The 24,367-nt window shown below is 62.3% G+C and carries 20 protein-coding genes; 9 read left to right on the forward strand and 11 right to left on the reverse strand.

Annotated elements, in window-relative coordinates:
* Nucleotides 1-5: 5 nt before the first annotated feature.
* From QMO80_RS15995 to QMO80_RS16015, 5 genes are all read right to left on the reverse strand, one after another.
* Complete coding sequence (locus QMO80_RS15995) at nt 6-818, reverse strand: ABC transporter permease (protein ID WP_283197431.1); 813 nt, start codon at nt 816-818, stop codon at nt 6-8.
* Complete coding sequence (locus QMO80_RS16000) at nt 808-1,770, reverse strand: ABC transporter permease (protein ID WP_283197432.1); 963 nt, start codon at nt 1,768-1,770, stop codon at nt 808-810. The genes QMO80_RS15995 and QMO80_RS16000 overlap by 11 nt, the downstream gene beginning before the upstream one ends.
* Entirely contained in the window at nt 1,767-2,753 is a 987-nt protein-coding gene (locus QMO80_RS16005) for an ABC transporter ATP-binding protein (protein ID WP_283197433.1), read from the reverse strand. Before QMO80_RS16005 ends, QMO80_RS16000 begins: the two co-directional genes overlap by 4 nt.
* 181 nt (nt 2,754-2,934) lie before the next feature.
* Nucleotides 2,935-4,095, reverse strand: a complete 1,161-nt coding sequence (locus QMO80_RS16010) for an ABC transporter substrate-binding protein (protein WP_283200201.1) — start codon at nt 4,093-4,095, stop codon at nt 2,935-2,937.
* Between the two features lie 120 nt (nt 4,096-4,215).
* The gene (locus QMO80_RS16015) at nt 4,216-5,124 is read right to left on the reverse strand and encodes a LysR family transcriptional regulator (RefSeq protein ID WP_283197434.1); all 909 of its coding nucleotides are present in this window, start codon (nt 5,122-5,124) and stop codon (nt 4,216-4,218) included.
* A gap of 179 nt (nt 5,125-5,303) precedes the next feature.
* On the opposite strand from QMO80_RS16015, the gene QMO80_RS16020 reads away from it, so the two are divergent.
* On the forward strand, nt 5,304-6,053 hold the full coding sequence (locus tag QMO80_RS16020; RefSeq protein WP_283197435.1) for a hypothetical protein: 750 nt from the start codon (nt 5,304-5,306) through the stop codon (nt 6,051-6,053).
* 56 nt (nt 6,054-6,109) lie between these two features.
* Here QMO80_RS16020 and lysS read toward each other — a convergent pair whose 3' ends face one another.
* The 5 genes from lysS to QMO80_RS16045 form a co-directional block, all read right to left on the reverse strand.
* Nucleotides 6,110-7,603: a lysine--tRNA ligase gene (gene lysS / locus QMO80_RS16025; RefSeq protein WP_283197436.1), complete on the reverse strand. Its 1,494-nt coding sequence runs from the start codon at nt 7,601-7,603 to the stop codon at nt 6,110-6,112.
* Nucleotides 7,604-7,784: 181 nt separating this feature from the next.
* A complete protein-coding gene (gene gltX, locus QMO80_RS16030; protein WP_283197437.1) occupies nt 7,785-9,239 on the reverse strand; it encodes a glutamate--tRNA ligase in 1,455 nt (484 codons plus the stop codon).
* A gap of 244 nt (nt 9,240-9,483) precedes the next feature.
* Nucleotides 9,484-10,233, reverse strand: coding sequence for a TerC family protein (locus tag QMO80_RS16035; protein ID WP_283197438.1), 750 nt, complete (start codon nt 10,231-10,233; stop codon nt 9,484-9,486).
* Nucleotides 10,234-10,339: 106 nt separating this feature from the next.
* Nucleotides 10,340-11,179 carry an AraC family transcriptional regulator gene (locus QMO80_RS16040; protein ID WP_283197439.1) on the reverse strand — a complete coding sequence of 280 codons (840 nt, stop codon included), beginning with the start codon at nt 11,177-11,179 and terminating at the stop codon, nt 10,340-10,342.
* A gap of 105 nt (nt 11,180-11,284) precedes the next feature.
* Nucleotides 11,285-11,965 (reverse strand): TetR/AcrR family transcriptional regulator, encoded by a 681-nt coding sequence (locus QMO80_RS16045; protein WP_071091108.1) that lies wholly within the window; start codon nt 11,963-11,965, stop codon nt 11,285-11,287.
* Nucleotides 11,966-12,117: 152 nt separating this feature from the next.
* Between QMO80_RS16045 and QMO80_RS16050 the strand changes: the two genes are divergently transcribed.
* From QMO80_RS16050 to xylA, 5 genes are all read left to right on the forward strand, one after another.
* Nucleotides 12,118-13,332 (forward strand): HlyD family secretion protein, encoded by a 1,215-nt coding sequence (locus QMO80_RS16050; RefSeq protein WP_283197440.1) that lies wholly within the window; start codon nt 12,118-12,120, stop codon nt 13,330-13,332.
* 28 nt (nt 13,333-13,360) lie between these two features.
* On the forward strand, nt 13,361-14,959 hold the full coding sequence (locus tag QMO80_RS16055; RefSeq protein ID WP_283197441.1) for a DHA2 family efflux MFS transporter permease subunit: 1,599 nt from the start codon (nt 13,361-13,363) through the stop codon (nt 14,957-14,959).
* 203 nt (nt 14,960-15,162) lie between these two features.
* Nucleotides 15,163-16,185 carry a LacI family DNA-binding transcriptional regulator gene (locus tag QMO80_RS16060; RefSeq protein ID WP_283200202.1) on the forward strand — a complete coding sequence of 341 codons (1,023 nt, stop codon included), beginning with the start codon at nt 15,163-15,165 and terminating at the stop codon, nt 16,183-16,185.
* Nucleotides 16,186-16,204: 19 nt separating this feature from the next.
* Nucleotides 16,205-17,659, forward strand: coding sequence for a xylulokinase (gene xylB / locus QMO80_RS16065; RefSeq protein ID WP_283197442.1), 1,455 nt, complete (start codon nt 16,205-16,207; stop codon nt 17,657-17,659).
* A 180-nt stretch (nt 17,660-17,839) separates the two neighbouring features.
* On the forward strand, nt 17,840-19,150 hold the full coding sequence (gene xylA / locus QMO80_RS16070) for a xylose isomerase (RefSeq protein WP_283197443.1): 1,311 nt from the start codon (nt 17,840-17,842) through the stop codon (nt 19,148-19,150).
* Nucleotides 19,151-19,210: 60 nt separating this feature from the next.
* Here xylA and QMO80_RS16075 read toward each other — a convergent pair whose 3' ends face one another.
* Nucleotides 19,211-20,242, reverse strand: coding sequence for a LacI family DNA-binding transcriptional regulator (locus QMO80_RS16075; RefSeq protein WP_049734779.1), 1,032 nt, complete (start codon nt 20,240-20,242; stop codon nt 19,211-19,213).
* A 272-nt stretch (nt 20,243-20,514) separates the two neighbouring features.
* Between QMO80_RS16075 and QMO80_RS16080 the strand changes: the two genes are divergently transcribed.
* From QMO80_RS16080 to QMO80_RS16090, 3 genes are all read left to right on the forward strand, one after another.
* The gene (locus QMO80_RS16080; RefSeq protein WP_283197444.1) at nt 20,515-22,041 is read left to right on the forward strand and encodes a sugar ABC transporter ATP-binding protein; all 1,527 of its coding nucleotides are present in this window, start codon (nt 20,515-20,517) and stop codon (nt 22,039-22,041) included.
* Nucleotides 22,042-22,100: 59 nt separating this feature from the next.
* Nucleotides 22,101-23,105: an ABC transporter permease gene (locus QMO80_RS16085; protein ID WP_283197445.1), complete on the forward strand. Its 1,005-nt coding sequence runs from the start codon at nt 22,101-22,103 to the stop codon at nt 23,103-23,105.
* Nucleotides 23,106-23,191: 86 nt separating this feature from the next.
* On the forward strand, nt 23,192-24,139 hold the full coding sequence (locus QMO80_RS16090; RefSeq protein ID WP_283197446.1) for a substrate-binding domain-containing protein: 948 nt from the start codon (nt 23,192-23,194) through the stop codon (nt 24,137-24,139).
* The last annotated feature ends 228 nt before the right edge of the window (nt 24,140-24,367 follow it).

The raw sequence follows: 24,367 nt of genomic DNA on the forward strand, positions 1-24,367 counted from the left end.
CCCTGTTATTTGCCGCCGCCGGCGATCTGGTCGCCGTCGCGGGTGAGGTAATAGGCTGCCAGGATCGGCAGGAAGGTGACGAGGACCACCACCATGGCGACCACATTGGTGACCGGGCGCTGGCGCGGGCGGATGAGTTCTTCGAGCATCCAGATCGGCAAGGTCGATTGCTGCCCGCCGGTGAAGGTTGTGACGATGACTTCGTCGAAGGAAAGCGCGAAAGCCAGCATGCCGCCGGCCAGAAGGGCGGTGCCGATGTTCGGCAGGATGACATGACGGAAGGTCTGGAAGCCGTCGGCGCCGAGATCCATCGACGCCTCGATCAGCGAGCTGGAGGTGCGGCGGAAGCGGGCGACGGCATTGTTGTAGACGACGACCACGCAGAAGGTGGCGTGGCCGAGCACGATGGTCCAGACCGAAAAAGGGATGTCGAACAGGCTGAAGGCGGAGCGCAGCGCAATGCCGGTGATGATGCCGGGAAGCGCGATCGGCAGGATGACCAACAGCGAGATCGCCTCGCGGCCGAAGAACTTCGTCTGGCTGACGGCCGCCGCGCAGAGCGTGCCGAGGACGAGCGCGATCGCCGTGGCAATGACGGCGACCTGCACGGAAAGACCGAGCGCCGACCAGACATCCGGCCGGTTCCAGGCGACGGTGAACCATTGCAGCGTCAGGCCGGGCGGCGGCCATTGATAGCTCTTTTCCTCCGTCGTGAAGGCATAGACGAAGATCAGCAGGATCGGCAGGTGCAGGAAGAGCAGGCCGCCGCCGGCGGCGATCTTCAGCGGCAGCGGCGATCTCTTGAGGTCAGAGCGCATCGAAGGCCCCCAGTCTTTTGGCGAGCGACAGATAGAGCGCCATGATGACGATCGGCACGACGGAGAAGGCGGCGGCGAGCGGCACGTTGCCGGCCGTTCCCTGCTGGGCGTAGACGGCCTGGCCGATGAACAGCCTGGACGAGCCGATGATCTGCGGGATGATGTAATCGCCCAATGTCAGCGAGAAGGTGAAGATCGAACCGGCGACGATGCCGGGCAGCGCGAGTGGCAGCAGCACGGTGCGGAAGGTCTGGCGTGGCGTGGCGCCGAGATCCGCCGAGGCCTCGATCAAATTGCCGGGCACTCGCTCGAGGGCCGCCTGCGTCGGCAGGATCATGTAAGGCAACCAAACATAGACAAAGACGATGAAGGTTCCGAGATAGCTCACCGAGAGCGAATTGCCGCCGACGACAGGCAGGTTCAGGATGCCGTCGAGCAGCCAGGAGAGATGGAGCTTCTCGAAGATCCAGGTGAGGATGCCTTCCTTGGCGAGGATCAGTTTCCAGGCGTAGATCTTGACGAGATAGCTCGACCACAGCGGCAGCATGACTCCGAGATAGAAGAGCACCTTCCATTTGCCTTGCGCATAACGCGCCGCGTAATAGGCGATCGGGAAGGCAATCAGCGCAGAAGCGACGGTGACCAGTACCGCCATGACGACGGTGCGGATGATGATGTCGAAATTCGTCGGGCTCAGCAGCTGGGCGTAGGTCGCAAGGGTGAATTCGTAATTCACCAGCCCGGAGAAATCGTCGATCGAGAAGAAGCTCTGCAGCAAGAGGGCGATCAGCGAGCCGATATAGATGATGCCGAGCCAGAGCAGCGGCGGCGTCAGCATCAGGAAGAGCAGGAGCTTCGGGTGGCGCCAGAAGACATCCGACATCCGGCCGAAAAACCCGCTACGCCCCGGAAGGATCGATGTCTTGCCGCCTGAGAGGGTGAGCGCCGTCATGCCGCATCGTCCATGTAGTGGATATCGGCCGGCTGCCAGGCAAGCCGGATACCGGCGCCGACATCAGGCACAGGCCCACCGGCCGGCAGCATCACATGCAGCCGGCTGCCGCGCAGATCGACGCCGAGACGGGTGGCGGCGCCGAGGAAGCTCGCATGTTCGACTGTGGCCTCGATGCCGTCGCCTGCCAGGCGGATCGCCTCGGGCCGCAGGCTCGCCCAGCGTTTCTCGCCGCCGAGCGAGGCCATCAGTTCAGGCGCGATCACATTCGAGGAGCCGACGAAATCGGCGACGAAACGGGTCTTCGGGCGGCGGTAGATATCCTGCGGCGTGCCTTCCTGGACGATGTTGCCATTGTTGAAGACGGCGACGCGATCGGCCATGGACAGGGCCTCACCCTGATCGTGCGTGACGAAGACGAAGGTGATGCCGAGCGCGCGCTGCAGGCTCTTCAATTCCTCCTGCATCTGCTCGCGTAGCTTCAGGTCCAGCGCGCCGAGCGGCTCGTCGAGCAGCAATACCTTCGGCTTGTTGACGAGGGCGCGGGCGAGCGCCACGCGCTGCCGCTGGCCGCCGGACAGCTGACCGGGTCTGCGGGCGCCGTAACCCGGCAGCTTGACGAGGTCGAGCGCATCGCCCGCCGCCTTCATCCGCTCCGCCTTGCCGACGCCCTTGACCATCAGCCCGTAGGCGACATTGTCAAGAATGTTCAAATGCGGGAAGAGCGCATAATCCTGGAACACGGTGTTGACGTTGCGGCGATAAGGCGGAACGCCGTCTGCGGTCTCGCCGAAGATCTGGATATGACCTGATGTCGGCTGCTCGAAGCCGGCGATCAGCCTCAGGCACGTCGTCTTGCCGGAGCCGGAGGGGCCGAGCATGGCGAAGAATTCGCCCGGCGCGATCTCGAGATCGACGCCGTCGACGGCGCGAACCTGGCCGAAATGGCGCGATACCTGCTGGAAACGGACGGCTGACGTCATGGGGAACTCCGGGGTCACTATGTTCGCGATGTCGGCCCCTCATCCGCCCTGCCGGGCACCTTCTCCCCGCAGGCGGGGAGAAGGAGACTCCTGGCGCCGTTTTTCTTCACAGGGCTTGCGCAGGGCACGTCCCCTCTCCCCGCAAGCGGGGAGAGGGTTAGGGTGAGGGGCTAGGACGCAATTACCGCCCGCCGATCACGCCGATATAATCCGAGACCCAGCGGTGGTACGGCACGCATTCGCTCTGTGTCGTGCATTTGGCGACCGGGGTCTTCCAGAACTTGATCTTGTCGAAGTGATCGAAGCCGTTGGTGGCGCAGCCGGTATCACCCATCAGCGCGTTGCCCTTGCAGGCGGCGGGAACGGAGGGCACGGCGCCGAACCAGGCGGCGGCGTCGCCCTGGACCTTGGCCTGCAGCGAATGTTCCATCCACATATAGGCGCAGTTCGGATGTTCGCTGTCAGCGTGCAGCATGGTGGTGTCGGCCCAGCCGGTGACGCCTTCCTCCGGGAAAGTGGAGGCGATCTTCTGCTTGTCGGCCTGCAGCAAGTTCACCTGGAACGGCCAGGAGCCGGAGGCGACGACGCCTTCGTTCTTGAAGTCGTCGATCTGGATCATCGCATCGTGCCAGTAGCGCGAGACGAGCTTGCGCTGGCCGCGCAACAGGTCGAGGGCGGCCTTGTATTGGTCCTCGGTCAGTTCGTAGGGATCCTTGATGCCGAGATCCGGCTTGTGGGCCATCAGATAGAGGGCGGCGTCGGCGATATAGATCGCGCCGTCATAGGCCTGGACGCGGCCCTTGTTCGACTTACCATCAGGCAGGGTCTCCTCCTCGAAGACGACCTTCCAGCTGGTCGGCGCCTTGTCCTTGAAGGCGTCGGTATTATACATCAGCACATTCGGGCCCCAGAGATAGGGCACGCCGTAATGTGCGTCGCCGACCGTATACCACGGGCCTTTCTGCAGGCGTTCGTCGACGGTCTTGAAGCTCGGGATCAGATCGGTGTTGATCGGCTGGACACGCTTGCCGGCGATCAGGCGCAGCGAGGCGTCGCCGGATGCCGTGACGAGATCGAAGCCGCCCTCGTTCATCAGCGAGACCATTTCATCCGAGGTGGCGGCGGTCTTGACGGAAACCTTGCAGCCGGTCTCCTTTTCGAAATCGGTCACCCAGTCGTAGTTCTTGTCGGTTTCACCGCGTTCGATATAGCCGGCCCAAGCGACGATGCTGACCGCTCCTTCGCCCTTGCCGAGCGCCTTCAGCGGTTCGGCGGCAATCACCTGCGTCGCGAAGCTCAGGCAGGCGAGCGCTGCCGTGCAGGATTTCAAGAGATGCGTCATCATCCGTCTCCCGGTTTGGTGCCACTTTTCGTGGCCGTTCGTTCCCGCTTATGAAGGTGAGCCGAAAAAGCCGCTTTCGCAAATTCATTTATCAGAAAGGCGATATCGGAAATTCCGATATCAACGTATGCGGCCGGAGCGCATGCTTTCGGCGATCCCGACGAAATCGCGTGCTGCCTGCGGCAGGCTGGAGCCCTTGCGCCAGACCATGCCGACCTGGACGACCGGCAGCGAGCCGGAAACGTCCCGGCTCTCGATGCGGTCGCCTTCCAGCGACCACGGGCGGTAGACGAGATCGGGCAGCAGCGCCACACCGGCACCCGTCGCCACCAGGCTGCGCACCGCTTCCACCGAGCGGGTGCGGAAGGCGACATGCGGGCGGGCGCCGAGGGCCGAGAGCAGTTTGCCGGTATTCTCCTCGATTTCGTCGACCGTCAGCATGATCAGCGGTTCGCGGGCGATGTCGGCGACCGAGATGATGTCGGCCGACACCAGTGGATGGCCCATCGGCAGCCAGAGGCGATAGGGCGAGGTTTCGAGGATTTCGGCCTGCAGCGCCATACGGTCGCGCAGGTTTGAGATCACCATGACGGCGACGTCGAGTTCGCCGCCGACCAGGAGATGTTCGAGGTAACCGCCATTGTCCTCGATGGCGCTGACCTCGATGCCCGGGCAGGCGCGCCGGTATCGCGCCAGGAGGTCGGAGAGCACGTAGCCGGCAACGAGCGAGGTGACGCCGATGTTCAGCGTGCCGGAAAGGGCGCTTTGCTGGCCGGAGAAGCTGGTGCGCGCATCGGAGACGGAGGCCAGGATCTTCGTTGCGTGACGCAGGAACTGATGGCCGTTATGCGTGATGGTCAGGCCGCGCGGATGGCGCTCGAAGAGCGCAACGCCGAGGTCGGTTTCGAGCTCTTTCAGCGCCTCCGTCACCGAGGATTGGGAGATCGACAGGTTCTGTGCGGCGCGCGTTACCGAACCCTGTTCGGCGACGGCGACAAAATATTGAACCTGGCGAAGCGTGAAGGCCATCAGCGTTTAGAGCATGGCGGAACAGGCCGTGGCAAGCGGCCGGAAAATGCGGACCTTTTTTGGTCTTTTCTCAAAATGGCGCAGGCTTCGCATCCTCACTTAAACTTTCGGAAACGTCATTTCCTTAGCATTATCAGCACTTGTCCTGCGTTGGAGTTTCAGATGGCGGAGCAGTTGGCGTGAAGGCCTTACTGCGCATGTTCCGGCCTTCCCGGAAATTGGCAATCATCATCGGTGGAGTCGCTCTTCTGGCGGGCGTTTCCGGCGGCGCGGCCGTTTATGTCGGCAAGGACAAGCTGATCGGTGCCGCCGGCGGCGGCTCCGGGCTCGAATGCAGCGACGTCAATCTGGTGACGATCCGCAAACAGAACCACATCTGGGTGCGCAAATACATCAAGACCGAACCGACCGACGGAATGACGCGCGTCAGGACCGCGCTTCGTGTCGCCCAGGCCGTTTATGCCGCGCAGAAGCCGGATCTGGTCCAGGTGGTGGTGCTCGACGAGAACGGCCCGACATTGCGCTCCGACATCCGCGGTCGGGCGATCGGCGCCGATGTCGTCTATATCCCGCATCCCGACAAGACCGTTCCCGGCCTCGACGACAAGTCCTATACGGCGCGCTACTATGACGGCAGGGCCAGTGAAAACGGGCTGTTCTTCGGCGAGCGGATCGATCTGCCGATGGATGAGATCGCCATGATCAGCGCCGGTTTCAAGGATCCCGAGGATTGCGTCGACCCGGTCGCGGTCGGCTCGACCACAAACGCGGCAAAGGGCAAGGAAAAGAAGTCCGCAGGCGGCGCCCATGGCGCAGCGCCGGCGGCCGAACCCGAAAGCGAGGCGGCGCCTGCCGCCGAGGGCGGTGCCGATGTGGTAGCCGAGGCACCGGCGGAAGAGCCGCCGGCGGAAGCGCCAAAAACCCACTGAACGCAAAACGGAGCGCCGGTCGGCACTCCGCTTATTTTGTTTGACGTTTTATTCCGTCAGTCGGCCTTGTTGCGGCGGGCCGGGAAGAGGATGACGTCGCGGATCGAGGGGGCGTTGGTCAGCAGCATGATCAGGCGATCGACGCCGATGCCGAGGCCGCCGGCCGGCGGCATGCCCTGGTCGATCGCATCGAGGAATTCCTCGTCCAGCTGCTTTTCCTTTTCGCCGCGGGCATGCGCCTGTTCGAGCTGTTCGACCATGCGGCGGCGCTGCTCCTCGGGATCGTTGAGTTCCGAAAAGGCGTTGCCGAGTTCCCAGGCGTTGCAATAGGTCTCGAAGCGCTCGACGAGCCGCGGTTCGCCCGGCACTTCCTTGGCGAAGGGTGAGATGTCCTTCGGGAAATGCGTGACGTGAGACGGCTGGATTAGCGTCGATTCAACCATCTCCTCGAAGATGAAGGCAAGGCATTCACCCCAGGTCCAGTCCTTCTCGACCGCGAAGCCGGCAGCCTTGGCGGCGGTGCGCGCTTCCTCGTCGGTCTTGATCGCGAGGAAATCGATGCCGGTCGATTCCTTGACGGCGGCGGGCATCGGCACGCGCTTGAACGGTCCCTTGAAGGACAGGCGCTTGTCGCCGAAGTCGAATTCCGTCGTGCCGTGAATGGACAGCGCCAGGGTCTCGAACAGCCGCTCAACGAGATCCATCATGTCCTCGTAATCGGCATAGGCCCAGTAACATTCCATCATCGTGAATTCGGGATTGTGCCGGGTGGAGACGCCTTCGTTGCGGAAGTTCCGGTTGATCTCGAAGACCTTGTCGGTGAGGCCGGAGACCAGCGTGCGCTTCAGGAACAGTTCCGGCGCGATGCGCAGATACATGTCGAGCTTCAGCGTGTTGTGATGCGTCTTGAACGGCTCGGCGGTGGCGCCGCCATAGATCGATTGCAGCATCGGCGTCTCGACTTCCATGAAGCCGTCATTTTCCATGAAGCGGCGGATGCCGGAGACGATCTTCGACCGCTGCTGGAAACGCAGCTTCGAATCCTCATTGGTCAAGATGTCGAGATGGCGCTTGCGATAACGCAGCTCGATGTCGGAGAGGCCGTGCCACTTCTCGGGCATCGGCAGCAGCGACTTGGTCAGCATCTCGATCTTCTGGGCGTTGATCGTCAGCTCGCCGCGCTTGGTGCGGCGCACGATGCCGGTGATGCCGATGATGTCGCCGATGTCGATCATCGGCAGCAGGGCGCGGGCCTCTTCCGGTGTCGTGTCCTTGTGGCTGAAGATCTGGATCTTGCCGGAAGCGTCGCGGATATCCATGAACATGCCGGAGTTGCGCGAGGAATAGACGCGGCCGGCGACGGTGACGACATCCTGCGTCTCGACGTCGGGTTCCAGAGATTCGTACTTGGCGCCGAGCTCGGCATTGGTCAGCGTCCGGTGGAAATGCGCCGGATAGACGTCGCCGATCTGCTCGCGCAGCAGCTTCAGCTTCTGGGCACGCACCTCAGTCGCGTCGGAGGAAAGGGTGTTTTCGGTCTTGTCGTTCATGTCATTCGCCTCATCGATGCGGCACGAATTCTAAATCAATGGTTCCGCGGTTCGAAGCGCGGCGGCTGGCTCGGCTCAACCGTCCCCCTTGTGGGGAGGGTCGGAGCGAAGCGGAGGGGAGGGGTTTCTTGAAAAAAAGCCCCTCCCCAACCCCTCCCCACAAGGGGGAGGGGCTCCACAGTCATTTCGAGCCGACGAGAGCGGCGACGGCTTGGGCTGCGAGCTTCAGGCGCTGGCGCACCACCGAGCGGCCGAGGATCGCCATGGAATCGAAGAGCGGCAGGGAGCGCGACGAGCCGGAGACCGCGACGAAAAGCGGCGAGACCACGACCTTGAGCTTCTTGCCCATGCGGTCGGAGATGGCGCGCAGCTCCGCCTCGATCGTCTCGACATTCCATTCCAGGATCTTTTCGAGATCCGGCTGAACGGTGTTGAGAATCTCCAGAATCTCTTCCGGCGGCGACTTGATCTTGGCGAAGTCGGACGGCTGCAGGCCGAGGTCGGACTTCAGCAGGAAGCCGGCGAGGTCGGGCAGTTCGCCGAGCTTGGAAATACGCGTCTGCGATAGGCGCAGGCCAGCCCGCAGACGGTCGTTTTCCATTGCCCAGCTCAGCACTCGCGCCTGGAACTCCTCTTCGGAAAGCTTCTCGCGGATCCAGCGGCCGTTCAGCCAGTCGAGCTTCTGGATATCGAAGATCGCGCCGGCCTTGGAGAGGTTCTCGGGGTCGAACTTCTCGGAGAGTTCGTCTATCGTCAGAAGCTCTTCGCCTTCGGCGATCTGGATGAAGAACAGGCCGAGGAAGTTCATCAGCGCTTCGGGGATATAACCGAGCGCGGAATAATAGGAGATCGAGGTCGGGTTCTTGCGCTTCGACAGCTTCGACTTGTCGGCATTGCGCATCAGCGACAGATGCATGAAGACCGGCTGGTCCCAGCCGAAATAGCGATAAAGCAGGATGTGCTTCGGCACCGAAGCCAGCCATTCCTCGCCGCGCGCCACATGGGTGATCTTCATCAGATGGTCGTCGATGACGTTGGCCATGTGATAGGTCGGCATGCCATCGGCCTTGATCAGCACCTGCATGTCGACGGAATCCCACGGGATGGAGACATCGCCGTAGACGCCGTCGGTGAAGTCGCAGGAGCCCTCAGCCGGGATCTTCATGCGGATGACGGTCGTCTCGCCGGCGGCCATACGCGAGGTCACTTCCTCGGCCGTCAGGCTGAGGCAGAGACCGTCATATTTCGGCGGCTTGCCGGCGGCGCGCTGCGCCTCGCGCATCTGTTCGAGGCGCGCGGGTGTGCAGAAACAGCGGAAGGCATGGCCCTTGTCCAGCAACTCGTCAGCGTAAGGCTGGTACATCGGCTTGCGGTCGGACTGGCGATAGGGGCCGTAAGGACCGCCGATATCGGGGCCTTCCTTCCATTCCAGCCCGCACCATTTCAGCGCGTCCAATACCTTCGTTTCGAATTCCGGGGTCGAGCGCGTGGCGTCGGTATCCTCGATGCGCAGGATGAACTCGCCGTCGTGCTTCTTGGCGAAAAGGTAGTTGAAGAGAGCGATGTAAGCGGTGCCGACATGCGGCTCGCCGGTCGGCGAGGGAGCGATGCGGACGCGGACGCCGGAAGTTGTCATTGGTATGGCCCGTCAATGAACGCCGGACGGCTTTCCAGGGAAAGCGACGTTCGGCCGAAGGATGCAGATATCTTCATCGGCAAACCGGCCGAAAAGGGGCATGCGCCCGCACTATCCGCCGATCGTCCGTTCGGCTGGCCTTAGGCCATATTCAACCGGGCGCGTCAAGAAAAACCACGTCTGCAAAGGCCCGAGGGCGGTGAGGGACGGCGCACCGGTTGCGGCGCGCCGTCCAGCTTCAGTCTCAGTGAGCGCCGCCGCGTTTGCGGTTGCGGGCGTTGCGCGCGATCATGTTCAGCACTTCTACCGCTGCCGAGAAGGCCATGGCGGCGTAGACGTAGCCCTTCGGCACATGGAAGCCCATGCCTTCGGCGATCAGCGTCGTGCCGATCATCAGCAGGAAGGCGAGCGCCAGCATGACGATCGTCGGGTTCCTCTCGATGAAGTTGGCAAGCGGGTTGGCGGCAACCAGCATGACGGTGACGGCGGCGATGACGGCAATCACCATGATCGGCAGATGCGGCGTCATGCCTACGGCGGTGATGATGCTGTCGACCGAGAAGACGAGGTCGAGCAGCAAGATCTGGCCGATCGCCGATGCAAAGCCCGTCGTGACAGATGTCGCGATGAAATCCTCCTGATGGTCTACAGGATCGACCGTGTGGTGAATTTCCTTGGTGGCTTTCCAGACGAGGAACAAGCCGCCGGCGATGAGGATCAGGTCCTTCCAGGAAAAGCCGTGGCCGAAGGCCTCGAACAGCGGTTCGGTCAGTTGCACGATCCAGGCGACGGTGCCGAGAAGGGCCAGGCGCATGACCAGCGCAAGACCGATACCGATCTTGCGGGCTTTCTCCCGGTGCTCGGGCGGCAGTTTGTTGGTGAGAATGGAAATGAAGATCAGGTTGTCGATCCCGAGAACGACTTCCATCACCACCAGCGTGATGAGCGCCACCCAGGCGGCCGGATCCTGAATGAGCGTCATGATTTCCTGCATCAGCGTATATCCCTCTTGCGTCACATGATTGGATGACGCGCGCAATGTAGTGTCGGCGGCCTGCCACGCAAGCGCCGCAAGGGGGTATACGAAATTGGTGTGACTTTTATTCCTTGATCGGCAACCAGATTTCGGTGACGCCCATGCCGGTATGGGGATCGAAGCGTTCGTCATAGCGCTCGAACATATCGGGTGTGGCGCCGTGCTCGAGGCCGGAGGTCGGCCACCATGTGCCGAAAATCCGGTTCATGGTCACGGAAATGCCGGAGACATGGCCGCGATGGGTGAAGACGACGTAGCGCTGCCCCGGAAGCTTGAGCGTGGCAAAATCCGCCGGCAGATCACCGGCGTCGGCCACTTCCGCGGCGGCCATATAGCGGAACTTCTCCGCTTCGCCGTCGATATGCGTGCAGATGCCGTAGGCGACGTTGCCTTTCTGGCCTGATATATGGCCGAAATGGGCATTGAACTTCTGCCAGAGAGAGGGAATGGCGGCATTGCCGCCATAGGGATAGATCTCCTGCAAGCCGGCTAAGAGCATCGGCGGCAGGGTTTCGAAGCGGGGCGGTTCGAGGTCGTTGAGGTGGGCGGGGTCCATTCTGATCGGCTCCAGCAAGACAAGGTTACGGGCGTGCCCCTGTTTGCGCACAGCATCCGGCGTCATGCCGAACTGGTCGCGGAAGGCACGGGTGAAAGCCTCGTGCGAGCCGTAGCCCGCGCAAAGCGCAACCTCGAGAATGGTGGATGAACCCCCGACAAGCGCGGGCACGGCGCGGCTGAGGCGCCGCCCTCTGATATAGCCGCTGATCGAGTGGCCGGTGGCCAGCCCGAAGACGCGCGACAGATGGTAGCGCGACAATCCGGCTGCTTCCGATATCTCTTCCAGCGACAGATCGCTTTCGAAATGGCTCTCTATGAACCATATCGCCCGTGCGATGGCGCTCATCCGTACTCCCCTGGTTGCGGCTTCTTCCTTAGAAAAAAGTCGGCAGCCGGGTTTGATCGTTGTTGCGCAGTTTCGGCCGAAGGGAAGCGACCGTCAAGGATGCAGTCAGCCGGCGCCGTGCCGGCGGGCGCCGTAGGCGGCCATGAAGACGTGGATCGCGCCACGGATGACGCGGTCGATTTCCTCGCGGGACGGGGGCTCTTCCATGCTTCCGAACAGGCGGAGCTTGAAGAAGCTGCCGCTGGCGAGATCGAGAAACTGGCCGGCGGCCAGATCGATGTCGTCGATCTTGAGCGTGCCTTCGGCGACGTGCCGTTCGAGGAAGTCGCGCATGATGGTGCGCAGGTTTACCGGGCCCTTGAAGAAGCGTTGACAGAGCACCGGCATGCGGTCGCGCACGCCGAGAACGGTGCGCATCGCATTGATGACCTTTTCGTCGGTCATGTGGGTGACGAAGCTTATCCCGAATTCGTAGAGGCCGGCTTCAGGATCGTCATGTTCGGCAAGGGCGGTGCGCACGGCGGCCACGAAGGCGGCGCGCTCGTCCTCGATCATCGCCGAAAACAATTCTTCCTTATTGGTGAAATAGACGTAGAGCGTGCCCTTGGAGACGCCGGCCTCGCGCGTCACGTCGTTCATGCTGGCGGCGTCGAATCCCAACTTCATGAAGACGCGCTTGGCGCCGGCGAGAATCTGCTGGCGCTTGGCCGGATCTTCGCCCGCGGCAAATCGGCCTCCTCCGACGGGGGGACTGAAGACGGCGGCGTGGTCGGGTTTCAGCGTCATGTCTCTTTAACCGTGTTCACGGTTTCGTATTTTCTTTAAAAGAAATCGAACCGATTGGTTCTATACATCTTGATATGACGGTAAAACAGGTTTAAGTCAACTGAACCGAACCGTTCAGTTCGATTATTTACTCCAAGATCGGTAAAGTGGTCATGTCGAGCAACCAGAAAAGCAACGTCGCGCGGATCGTCAGCGAAAATGCCGGAGCCGAAGAGGTGAAGGCCGAAGTCGCAAGCGTTGCCGAGGCTCCGACGGCGGAAGCCCGCGAGGTTCCATCAGCGCCTGCGCAGTCGGCGCCGGCTTCGGTCGCCGCGCCCGCGGCTGCCAAGAAGCGCCGCAGCCCGGTGCTGCCGATCGTCGTGCTCGCCATTCTCGCGGGCGGTGGCTGGTATGGTTACGAATGGTGGACGAACGGCCGCTTCATGGTGTCGACCGACGACGCCTATATCGAGGGCGATATCGCAACGATTTCGCCGAAGGTCACGGGCTACGTCGCGAAGGTGAATGTGGTCGCCAACCAGGAAGTCAAAGCCGGCGACGTGCTCGCCACGCTTGATAATGGCGACTATCAGAACGCTCTCGACCAGGCGCAGGCCCAGATCGCCACCGAACAGCTTTCGCTGCAGCGCGTCGACGCGCAGATCGAAGGCGCCAATGCCAGCCTTGCGCAGGCGCAGGCGCAAAAGGTGGCACTCGAAGCGGCCGTTCGCGGTGCCGAGATCACCCAGAAGCGCCAGAGCGAGCTGCAGGCGAAGTCGGTCGGCACCGCCGCCGATCTCGACAATGCCAATATCGCGCTCGACCAGGCCAAGGCCAATCTTGCCGGCGGCGACGCCAACATCACCGCCGCGCAGGCCAACATCACCATTCTCCAGGCCCAGCGCAAGGAGGCCGAAGGCTCGGTCCGGTCGCTGGAAATCTCGCGCGACAAGGCCGCCCGCGACCTCTCCTTCACCGTGCTCAAGGCGCCTTATGACGGCATCGTCGGCAACCGCTCGGTCCAGGAAGGCGATCTCGTTTCGCCCGGCCAGCGGCTGATGGCGCTCGTTCCGGTGCATGAGCTCTATATCGACGCCAACTTCAAGGAAACGCAGATCCAGCATCTGGTTCCCGGTTCGAAGGTCAACGTCCATGTCGACGCCTATAGCGACCATCCTGTCGTCGGCACCGTCGAATCGATCTCGCCGGCGTCCGGCTCGGTCTTCTCGCTGCTGCCGCCGGAAAATGCCACGGGCAACTTCACCAAGGTGATCCAGCGCGTGCCGGTACGCATCGCGCTGCCGCAGGATGCGCTCGATAGCGGGCGCCTGCGGGCGGGCCTCAGCGTCGTCGTCGACGTCGATACCCGCACGGCGCCGAACAAGTAAGCCTTTAAAAAAAGGCGGAGGTGGTCCGATGGCCGGAAGCGCGACAGCAACAGCGGGGACGATCCCGGCAGCGCCCGCCCACGCCGACGAGCGCATGGATCCGAGGAAGCTCATCGCCTTCTTCGCGATGGTGCTCGGCATGTTCATGTCGATCCTCGACATCCAGATCGTCTCGGCCTCGCTTGCCGAAATTCAGGCCGGCCTTTCGGCCGGCAGCGACGAAGTCGGCTGGGTGCAGACGGCCTATCTGATCGCCGAAGTGATCATGATCCCGCTTTCGGGCACGCTGGCGCGCATCATTTCGACGCGGTATCTCTTCGCGATCTCGGCGGCCGGTTTCACCATGGCGAGCGCGCTCGCCGCGACGGCGACGAATATCGACCAGATGATCGTCTACCGCGCCATTCAGGGTTTTATCGGCGGCGGCATGATCCCGTCGGTGTTCGCGGCCGCCTTCACCATCTTCCCGGCGTCGAAGCGCAGCATCGTTTCGCCGATCATCGGCCTGATCGCGACGCTGGCGCCGACCATCGGTCCGACGGTCGGCGGCTATCTCAGCCACGCCTTCTCCTGGCACTGGCTGTTCCTCGTCAATATCGTTCCCGGCATCATCGTTACGATCGTCACCTGGAACTTCATCGATTTCGACAAACCGGAACTGTCGCTCTTCAAGAAGTTCGACTGGTGGGGACTGATCTCGATGGGCATCTTCCTCGGCACGATGGAATATGTGCTCGAAGAGGGCAATTCGAACGACTGGTTCAACGACAGTTCCATCGCGATTGCCGCCGTCGCCTCCGGCGTTGGAGCCATCGTCTTCTTCTATCGCGCCTTCACGGTGGAGTTCCCCGTCGTCGATCTCAAGGCCTTTGCGAACCGGAATTTCTCCTTCGGTTCGATCTTCTCCTTCGTCATGGGCATCGGCCTCTACGGCCTCACCTACATCTACCCCGTCTATCTCGGCCGTATCCGCGGCTATGATTCGCTGATGATCGGTGAGACAATGTTCGTCTCCGGGCTTGCGATGTTCTTCACCGCGCCGATCGCCGGCAAGCTGTCGACCAAGATGGACCTGCGCCTGATGATGGTGATCGGCTTCACCAGCTTCGCTGCCGGCACCTACATCATGATACACCTGACGGCGGATTGGGATTTCTACGAGCTCTTCATTCCGCAGATCCTGCGCGGTTTCGGGCTGATGATGTGCATGGTGCCGATCAACAATATCGCGCTCGGCACGATGCCGCCCTCGCGCATCCGCGGCGCGTCCGGCCTGTTCAACCTGACCAGAAACCTCGGCGGCGCCGTCGGCCTTGCCGTCATCAACACCGTGCTCACCAACCGCCAGGACGTGCATTACGAGCGGCTGCGGGAGAATATGGACTGGGGCAATCCGGCGGCCATCGATCAGATGAACAACATGGCCGCCAATTTCAACACATACGGCATGGATGGCGCTTCGGTCGCGATCAAGCAGATGGTCGGCCTTGCCACCAAGCAGGCGGTGATCCTCTCCTTCAGCGACGTCTTCCTGATCCTGACCGCGCTTTTCGTTGCGATGATCTTCGGTGTCGCCATGATCAAGAAACCCGCGCCGCAAGGCGGGGGAGGCGGTGGCGGCCACTGACCTCCGGCCTGCCGCCCCTTGAAAAGGCCCTCTCCGGAGGGCCTTTTTGCTTGCCGCTTTCCGGCCGGTATGTCATCAGCATCTAATCCTCGGTCGGCTGGTCCGAAGTGGACCGGCCGGAAAAACAGTGCGCCAATCGGCCCGGTCTATTTTTTGATTTACGTACATCAAATTTGGCGCTAAGGGTCTCGTCAGGAGGAATGATGAGGCCAACAGTTCACGATATCGCCGCCGCTGCCGGGGTCAGTCTTGCGACTGTCGACCGGGTTCTCAACCAGCGCCCGGGCGTGCGCCACGTCACGCGGGCGAAGGTCGAGACCGCAATCCGCGAGCTCGGTTATATCAGGGACGTGGCTGCCGCCAATCTTGCCAAGGGGCGCACCTATCCGCTGGTCTTCATTCTGCCGGCCAGCGACAATTCCTTCATGCATGGGCTGAATGCCGAGATCCGGCAGGCGGTCCTGCGCTCGCCGGCCGAGCGCACCGATATCCGCATCATCGAGGTGCCGGCCTTCGATCCGGCCGCCCTCGTCGCAGTGCTCGAAGGGCTTTCCCGGGAAAAGCCTTGCGGCATCGCGATGGTCGCGACCGATGCGCCTGAGGTGCGCGCCGTCGTCGACAAGCTGGTGCGCGAGCGCTTTCCCATCGTCACCCTGGTTTCCGATCTCACCGGGTCGCTGCGCCATCATTATGCCGGTGTCGACAATATTGCGGCCGGCCGCACGGCGGCCCGTCTGCTCGGCCGCTTTCTCGGGCCGCGAAAGGGTGAGATCGCCGTGCTCGCCGGCTCCATGCTGGTGCGCGACCATCGCGAGCGGCTGGAAGGCTTTGCCTCTGTCATGGCCGCGGAATTTCCCGATCTTGCTGTCCTGCCGGTTCTCGAAGGCCGCGACGACCCCGAAGCCGCCCACAGGCTCGTTGCCGATGCGCTCGGGAATGCCGGCATCGTCGGCGTCTACAGCCTCGGCGCCGGCAATCGCGGCCTCATCCGGGCGCTGAAGGAGAAGGCCGTCGACCGGACGCTGACCGTGATTGCCCACGAGCTGACCGTCCACACGCGCGCAGCGCTCATCGACAACACGATCGATGCGATCCTCAATCAGGACGCCGGCCATGAGGTGCGCAGCGCCATCCGCATATTGAAAGCCAAGGCGGACGGGCTTGCCGTCATCGACGCGCAGGAGCGCATCCGCCTCGACATATTCGTGAAAGACAATCTGCCGTAACGGCAAAGGAGAAGACCCCATGTATCTCGGTCTCGATCTCGGAACCTCCGGCGTCAAGGCGATGCTGATCGACGGCGATCAGACGATCGTCGGCTCGGCCAATGGTTCGCTCGACGTTTCCCGGCCCCACTCCGGCTGGTCGGAGCAGGAGCCGTCCCACTGGGTGCGTGCGACGCAAGAGGCCGTCGCGGGCCTGAAGGCGAAGCACCCGAAAGAGCTTACCGCGGTCAAGGGCATCGGCCTTTCCGGCCAGATGCACGGCGCGACGCTGATCGATGCTAGCGACAAGGTCCTGCGCCCCTGCATCCTCTGGAACGACACGCGTAGCCATGTCGAAGCCGCGGCCCTCGATGCGGATCCGCGCTTCCGCGCGCTCACCGGCAATATCGTCTTCCCCGGCTTTACGGCGCCGAAGCTCGCCTGGGTCGAGAAGCATGAGCCCGACATTTTCTCCAGGATCGCCAAGGTGCTCCTGCCGAAGGACTATCTGCGTCTTTGGCTGACTGGCGATTATATCTCCGAAATGTCGGATTCGGCCGGCACCTCCTGGCTCGACACCGGCAAACGCGCCTGGTCGGCCGATCTGCTCGCTGCCACCCATCTTTCCGAGGAGCAGATGCCGGCGCTTGTCGAAGGCACCGAGCAGGCCGGTACGCTGCGGCCCGAACTGGCGGCGCAATGGGGCATATCGGGCAATGTCGTCGTTGCGGGCGGCGCCGGCGACAATGCCGCATCGGCCTGCGGCATGGGGACCGTCAGCGATGGCGCCGCCTTCGTCTCGCTCGGCACGTCGGGCGTGCTCTTTGCCGCCAACGGCTCCTATCTGCCGAAGCCGGAAAGCGCCGTGCATGCTTTCTGCCACGCGCTGCCGAACACCTGGCACCAGATGGGCGTCATCCTGTCGGCCACCGATGCGCTCAACTGGCATTCCGGCGTCACCGGCAAGTCGGCCGCCGATCTCACCGGCGAGCTTGGCGAGACGCTGAAGGCGCCGACCGGCGTCACCTTCCTTCCCTATCTCTCCGGCGAGCGCACGCCGCACAATGATGCCGTCATTCGCGGCGCTTTCATCGGCCTCGAACATGAAAGCAGCCGCGTCGTTCTCACCCAGGCGGTGCTCGAAGGTGTCGCTTTCGCCATCCGCGACAATCTCGAAGCGCTGCGCTCGGCCGGCACCGGCATCTCCCGCGTCACCGCGATCGGCGGCGGTTCACGCTCGCATTACTGGCTGGCGTCGATCGCGACCGCGCTCGGTGTTCCGGTCGACCTGCCGGCCGACGGCGATTTCGGCGCGGCCTTCGGTGCCGCCCGCCTTGGCCTGATCGCCGCGACGGATGCCGATCCGATTGCCGTCTGCACGCCGCCGGTGACCTCAGGTACGATCGAGCCGGTGTCGGCGCTGAGCGGCGCTTACGAGGATGCCTACACGCGTTACCGCGCACTCTATCCGGCGATCAAGTCGCTGGCGCATTGAGAACTGGAGCCAGCGGCCCCCTCATCCGCCTGCCGGCACCTTCTCCCCGCTGGGGAGAAGAGACTCGCAGCGGCGCCTCATTCCCCTTCTCCCCTGGGGGAGAAGGTGGCCCGAAGGGTCGGATGAGGGGCCGGATGGCACAAACGACAAGACTGAATTACGGACCCAAGGAGACCCAACATGAGCACCGGATTTTTCGGCGATATCCAAAAAGTAAAATACGAAGGCCCCGACAGCACCAATCCGCTGGCCTTCCGCTACTACCAGCCTGATGAAATCGTCATGGGCAAGCGCATGGAGGACCATCTGCGCTTTGCGGTGGCCTATTGGCACACCTTCACCTGGCCGGGCGGCGATCCCTTCGGCGGCCAGACTTTCCTGCGCCCCTGGTTCGAAGACACGATGAAGGCCGCCAAGCTCAAGGCCGACGTCGCCTTCGAATTCTTCTCGCTGCTCGGCGCGCCCTATTACTGCTTCCACGACGCCGACGTGCGTCCGGAAGGCAAAGACTTTGCCGAGAACACCAAAAACCTCAACGAGATCGTCGACTATTTCGCCGAAAAGCAGGCCGCTACCGGCACCAAGCTGCTCTGGGGCACGGCGAACCTTTTTTCGCACCGCCGCTATATGTCGGGTGCAGCCACCAATCCGGATCCGGATGTCTTTGCTTTCGCGGCTGCGACGGTCAAGACCTGCATCGACGCCACGCAGAAGCTCGGCGGCGAGAATTACGTGCTTTGGGGCGGGCGCGAAGGCTATGAAACCCTGCTCAACACCGATATCGGCCGCGAGCTTGACCAACTCGGGCGCTTCCTCAACCTCGTCGTCGAATACAAGCACAAGATCGGCTACAAGGGCACGATCCTGATCGAGCCGAAGCCGCAGGAGCCGACCAAGCACCAGTATGATTACGACGTCGCGACCGTTTACGGTTTCCTCAAGAAGCACGGCCTCGAAAACGAGGTGAAGCTCAATATCGAGCAGGGCCATGCGATCCTTGCCGGTCACTCCTTCGAGCACGAGCTGGCGCTTGCCAATGCGCTTGGAATCTTCGGCTCGATCGACATGAACCGCAATGACTACCAGTCCGGCTGGGATACCGACCAGTTCCCGAACAACGTTCCCGAAATGGCGCTCGCCTATTATCACGTTCTGGCAGGCGGCGGCTTCAAGACCGGCGGCACCAACTTCGACTCGAAGCTGCGCCGCCAGTCGCTCGATCCGGCTGATCTGCTGATCGGTCATATCGGCGGCATGGATTGCTGCGCCCGCGGCCTGAAGGCCGCTGCCAGGATGATCGAGGACAAGGCTCTGTCGCAGCCGCTCGCCGATCGTTATGCCGGCTGGGAATCCGCCGAGGCACAGAAGCTGTTCCGCGGCGAATATTCGCTGGATGAGATCACCAGCTGGGTCGAGACCAAGGACGTCAACCCGCAGCCGAGATCCGGCAAGCAGGAGCTGCTCGAAAACGTCGTCAACCGTTACGTCTGATCAAGTGCGCCGGCGGCCAGCGGTCGCCGGCGCAATTTTTGTAGCCGGCTCTATCTCTGTTCAGCGTTTCAACCAGTTGCGCGACGGTGCGGAGACGGAGTTTCGGACCACCAGATCCGGCCTCAGCAGGATTTCCGTTTCGGTCGGCCGGCCATCGGATAGGAGCTCGAGCAGCAGCGCCATCGCCTGTTTGCCGATCGCCGTTCGCGGCTGGCGGATCGTCGTCAGCGGCGGGGATATGAAGACGGCCTGCGGCACGTCGTCGAAACCGGTCACCGAAAAATCCCTTGGGATGTCATAACCTCGCGCGCCGAGGCCGACCATGACGCCGATCGCCGTCTGATCGTTGACGCACATGAAGGCTGTGGGAAGCGTGTCGCGCATGAAGAGTTGCTCCACAGCATGCCGGCCGCTTTCGATCGTGCCGTCGCCTTCGAGCACGATCCTCATGTCGGGTGGGACGCCGGCGGCGTCGAGACCGGCATCGTAACCCATGCGGCGCCTGGAATAGGCAAGCCGGGTGCGCGAATCGCCGATGAAGGCGATCTTGCGATGGCCTTCGGCCAGCAGCAGGTCAACCGCCTTTCGCGCCCCCTCGGTATCGTCGACGCCGACATAGGGAATGCCGCCATTGAAGACGGGCTCGAAAACGCCGACACTCGGCGGCAGCCGCGCCGTCATCGTCTGATGCCCGAAGGGCAGGATGCCGGTGAACAGGATCAGCCCGGCAGCCTGGTTGGAATTCAGGAATTTCAGGTATTCGAGCCCGCGCTGGGCGTCGTTCTGCGTATGGCCGATCAGGATGCCGTAGCCATGCGCGCGCGCCTCGTTTTCCAGCCCGACGAGAATGTTGGAGAAGTTGGGGTCGCCGATGTCGGGCGCCACCACCAGGATCATATTGGAACGGCCGAGCCTCAGGCTGCGGGCCATCGCATTGGTGGTGTAGCCGGTGACGGCGATCGCCTGGTTGACCTTGAGTCGGGTGGAGTTGGCGACCTTCTCCGGCATGTGGATCGCCCGGGACACCGTCGCGATGGAGACCTCGGCGATCCGGGCGACGTCTTCGATTGTTGCGGGCGTGGAATTCGACACTGAGCTCTGCCTTGGGCTGTCTTCGCCGCGACACTACACAGACTTGTCGACAGGTCAAAGGCAGGCTTCAACGGATCTGCGTAAATCCACCATGTAAACCTTTACATGCCTGATGTAAAGGTTTACATAAACTCCAAAGCGGACGGGAGCCGCAGCGCATAGCATCCGAAAACAGCAAGCGGTTTTCAGAATGGGAATGTGCGCTAGTTCAAGGTGATGGAGCGGCTCCGGCAGGTTCTGCCGGATGCAAGGCGCTCTTGGGGGAGGGCATAATGACTGTGGAGATCGCCGACACCGCACCCGTGGTGCTGTCCGCCAGGCGTATATGCAAATCCTTCAGCGGCGTGCAGGTGCTTTTCAGCGTCAATTTCGATCTCCGCGCCGGCGAAATCCATGCATTGATGGGTGAAAACGGCGCCGGCAAATCCACGCTCGTCAAGGTATTGTCCGGTTTCGAACAGCCGAGTTCCGGCGAGATCCTGCTTGACGGCAAGCCTGTCGTCCTGCCGCCCAATGGCGCTGCCGAGGCGCTCGGCATCGTCATCATTCACCAGGAATTCAATCTCGCCGAACATCTGACCGTGACGGAGAGCCTCTTCCTCGGGCGCGAAGTCACCCGCTTCGGCGTGCTCGACCGCAAATATATGCGCTCGGAGACCCGCAAGATTCTCGATGTGCTCGGTTCGCATGTCGATGAGAATGCGCTTATCAGCACGCTTTCCATCGCCGACAAGCAGATGGTCGAGATCGCCAAGGCAATCAGCCGCGATGCGCGGGTCGTGTTCATGGACGAGCCGACCGCCGTCTTGTCGCGGGAAGAGACCAATATGCTCTTCAGGCAGGTTCGCAAGCTGCGCGATCAGGGCACCAGCTTCGTCTTTGTTTCGCATAAGCTCGACGAAGTGATGGAATTGACCGATCGCGTCACGGTGCTGCGCGACGGCCAATGGATCAAGACGTCGCCGACATCCATTCTGGACGGAGAATCGATCGCGCAGCTGATGGTCGGCCGCGAGCTTTCCAGTCTCTATCCTGCTAAGGTCGAGCCCGATGTCGACGAGGAGATCGTCCTGAGCGTTGCCTCGGTGTCGACGGGCTATGTCAGGGATGCGAGCTTCGAGGTGCGCAAGGGCGAAATCATCGGTTTCTCCGGCATGATCGGTTCCGGCCGCACCGAGTTGATGGAAGCGATCGCCGGGTTGCGGAGCCGTCTCGAGGGTGAGGTGGTCATCAAGGGGGCGGCTGTTCCCTCCGGCGACGTGCATGCCGCCAATCGCTGCGGCCTGGCCTATATGACCAAGGACCGCAAGTCGAAGGGCCTGCTGCTGCGCTCCGGCATGGTCACCAATCTGACGCTGCAATCGCTCGGACGGCATTCTCGCCGAGGATATCTCAGCCCCGGCAGCGAAGCGGCCGCGATGGCAAAGGCCAAGCGCCGTTTCGACATCAGGGTTCGCGACGGCAACATCGTCGCCGGCCGGATGTCGGGCGGAAACCAGCAGAAGCTGCTGCTTGCCAAGGTGATGGAGACCGAGCCCGACATCATCATCATCGATGAGCCGACGCGCGGCATCGATGTCGGCACCAAGCAGCAGATCTATCATTTCATCTCGGCGCTCGCCCGGGACGGCCGCTCGATCATCATCGTCTCATCGGAGATGCCTGAAGTCATCGGCCTCTGCACGCGGGTGGTGGTGATGCGCGAAGGGTATATCGTCGGCGTGCTCGAAGGGGATGAGATTTCCGAGCAGGAGATCATGCGTTACGCCGCCGGACTGAAGAGGAAGGCGGCGGCCTGAGGGCCGAAGCGGACAGATAAGATGCCCAGAAAAGATGGGATGGGAGGTTGGTTTTGGAAATGAGTGTCAACGAGGAGACCAGGGAAATCCGGCGCCGATCCTGGCGGGATGTCGACCTGCGTGCGGTCGCGCCTTTCGTCGCCCTGGCGCTGCTTCTGATCGTCGGAGCCCTGGTCAATCCCAATTTCATCGGCATCACCAACCTTGCCAATGTCGCGACGCGCAGCGCCTTCATCGCCATCATCGCCGTCGGCGCGACCTTCGTGATCTCGGCCGGTGACCTCGACCTGTCGGTGGGCTCGATGGTGGCCTTCGTCGCCAGCCTGATGATCCTGCTGATGAATTCGGGCGCCATCGAAAACCCGGCGCTGATGCTGACGGTCGCGGTGGTCTTCACCATGGTCGCCGGCTCGCTTTGCGGCCTGGCGAATGGCCTGATCACCACGGTGGGCAAGATCGAGCCGTTCATCGCGACGCTCGGCACGATGGGCATCTATCGCGGCCTGACAACATGGCTGTCGCAGGGCGGCGCGATCACGCTGCGCTCCGCCGATATCCAGACGCTCTATCGTCCGACTTATTTCGGCACGATCGCCGGCGTGCCGGTGCCGATCGTGGTGATCCTGGCGGTGACGGCGGTTGCGGCCTTCATCCTCTACCGCACCCGATACGGGCGCCATGTCGTCGCAGTCGGGTCGAACAGCGATGTCGCCCGCTATTCCGGCATCGCGGTCAACCGCGTCAGGACGATCGCCTTCGTCATCCAGGGCCTGTGCGTCGCCATTGCCGTGCTGCTCTATGTTCCCCGTCTCGGCTCGACATCGGCGACGACGGGCATCCTGTGGGAGTTGCAGGCGATCACGGCGGTCGTCGTCGGCGGCACGGCGCTGAAGGGCGGCGCCGGCAGGGTCTGGGGCACGATCTGCGGCGCCTTCATTCTCGAACTCGTCGGCAACATCATGCTGCTTTCGAATTTCATCAGCGAGTATCTGATCGGCGCCATCCAGGGTGCGATCATCATCATCGCCATGTTCGTCCAGCGCTCGCTGGTGCGCAAACCATAAGGCAGACGGTTCTCGGATTGGCCGGGCTTCACAGGGCACCCGGCTCGGATTGGACAAGTCCCTGATATTTTTGGGAGGAAATAAGCATGCGCAAGCTCATGTTGGGTCTGGCCGTTGCGGGGGTGGCTTTTGCCGGCGCAGCCTACGCCCAGGACAAGAACTACACGATCGGTGTGTCCATTCCGGCCGCCGATCACGGCTGGACCTCTGGCGTCGTGTTCCATGCCGAGCGTATTGCCAAGAAGTTGATGGCCGAACATCCGGGCCTGAACGTCATCGTCAAGACCTCGCCGGATGCCGCCACGCAGGCAAACGCCGTGCAGGATCTCGACACGCAGGGCATCGATGCGCTCGTCATCCTGCCGTCGGATCCCGATCCGCTGGTCAACGCCATCAAGGAAGTCAAGGGCAAGGGCAAGTTCGTCGCGCTTGTCGACCGTGCACCGTCGAACAACGACAACTCCGTGCGCGACCTTTATGTTGCCGGCAACAATCCGGCGCTCGGCGAAGTCGCCGGCAAATATATTGCCGAAAAGACGCCTGACGCCGAAGTCGTCGTCATCCGCGGCCTGCCGATCCCGATCGACCAGCAGCGCCAGGACGGTTTCGACAAGGGTATCGCCGGCTCCAAGGTCAAGATTCTCGACCGCCAGTACGGCAACTGGAACCGCGACGACGCCTTTAAGGTCATGCAGGACTATCTGACCAAGTATCCGAAGATCGACGTCGTCTGGTGCCAGGATGACGACATGGCCGTCGGTGTTCTGCAGGCCATCGAGCAGGCCAAGCGCACCGACATCCAGTATGTCATCGCCGGCGCCGGCTCCAAGGACATGGTCAAGAAGGTCATGGATGGCGACAAGCTGATCCCGGTCGACGTTCTCTATCCGCCGGCAATGGTCGGCACGGCGATGGAGCTGACGGCCGCCGCGCTCTACGATCAGGTCCCCGTTCATGGCAACTACATCCTCGATGCGACGCTCGTCACCAAGGAGAATGCCAAGAACTTCTACTTCCCCGATTCGCCGTTCTGATCGCGATCGGAGATGTGCGCCCATTCGAAAGAATGGGCGCCTTTCTGTCTTTCCATAGGCATGCAGCCTGAAAATGCTGCACGTACCTCTTGCCCGCCAAAGCCCATCATGATTAGCTCGCAGCCATATCGCATCCGGGCTTGCGCCAGATCCGAGAGCGAGGGCGAAGAGGCACCTTGCGCCCGCCAAATTGCGTGCTACAACACTTCAGAAACGTTTACGGTCGAT

Origin of the sequence: Rhizobium sp. BT03, from assembly GCF_030053155.1 — a bacterium.
GTDB lineage: Bacteria > Pseudomonadota > Alphaproteobacteria > Rhizobiales > Rhizobiaceae > Rhizobium.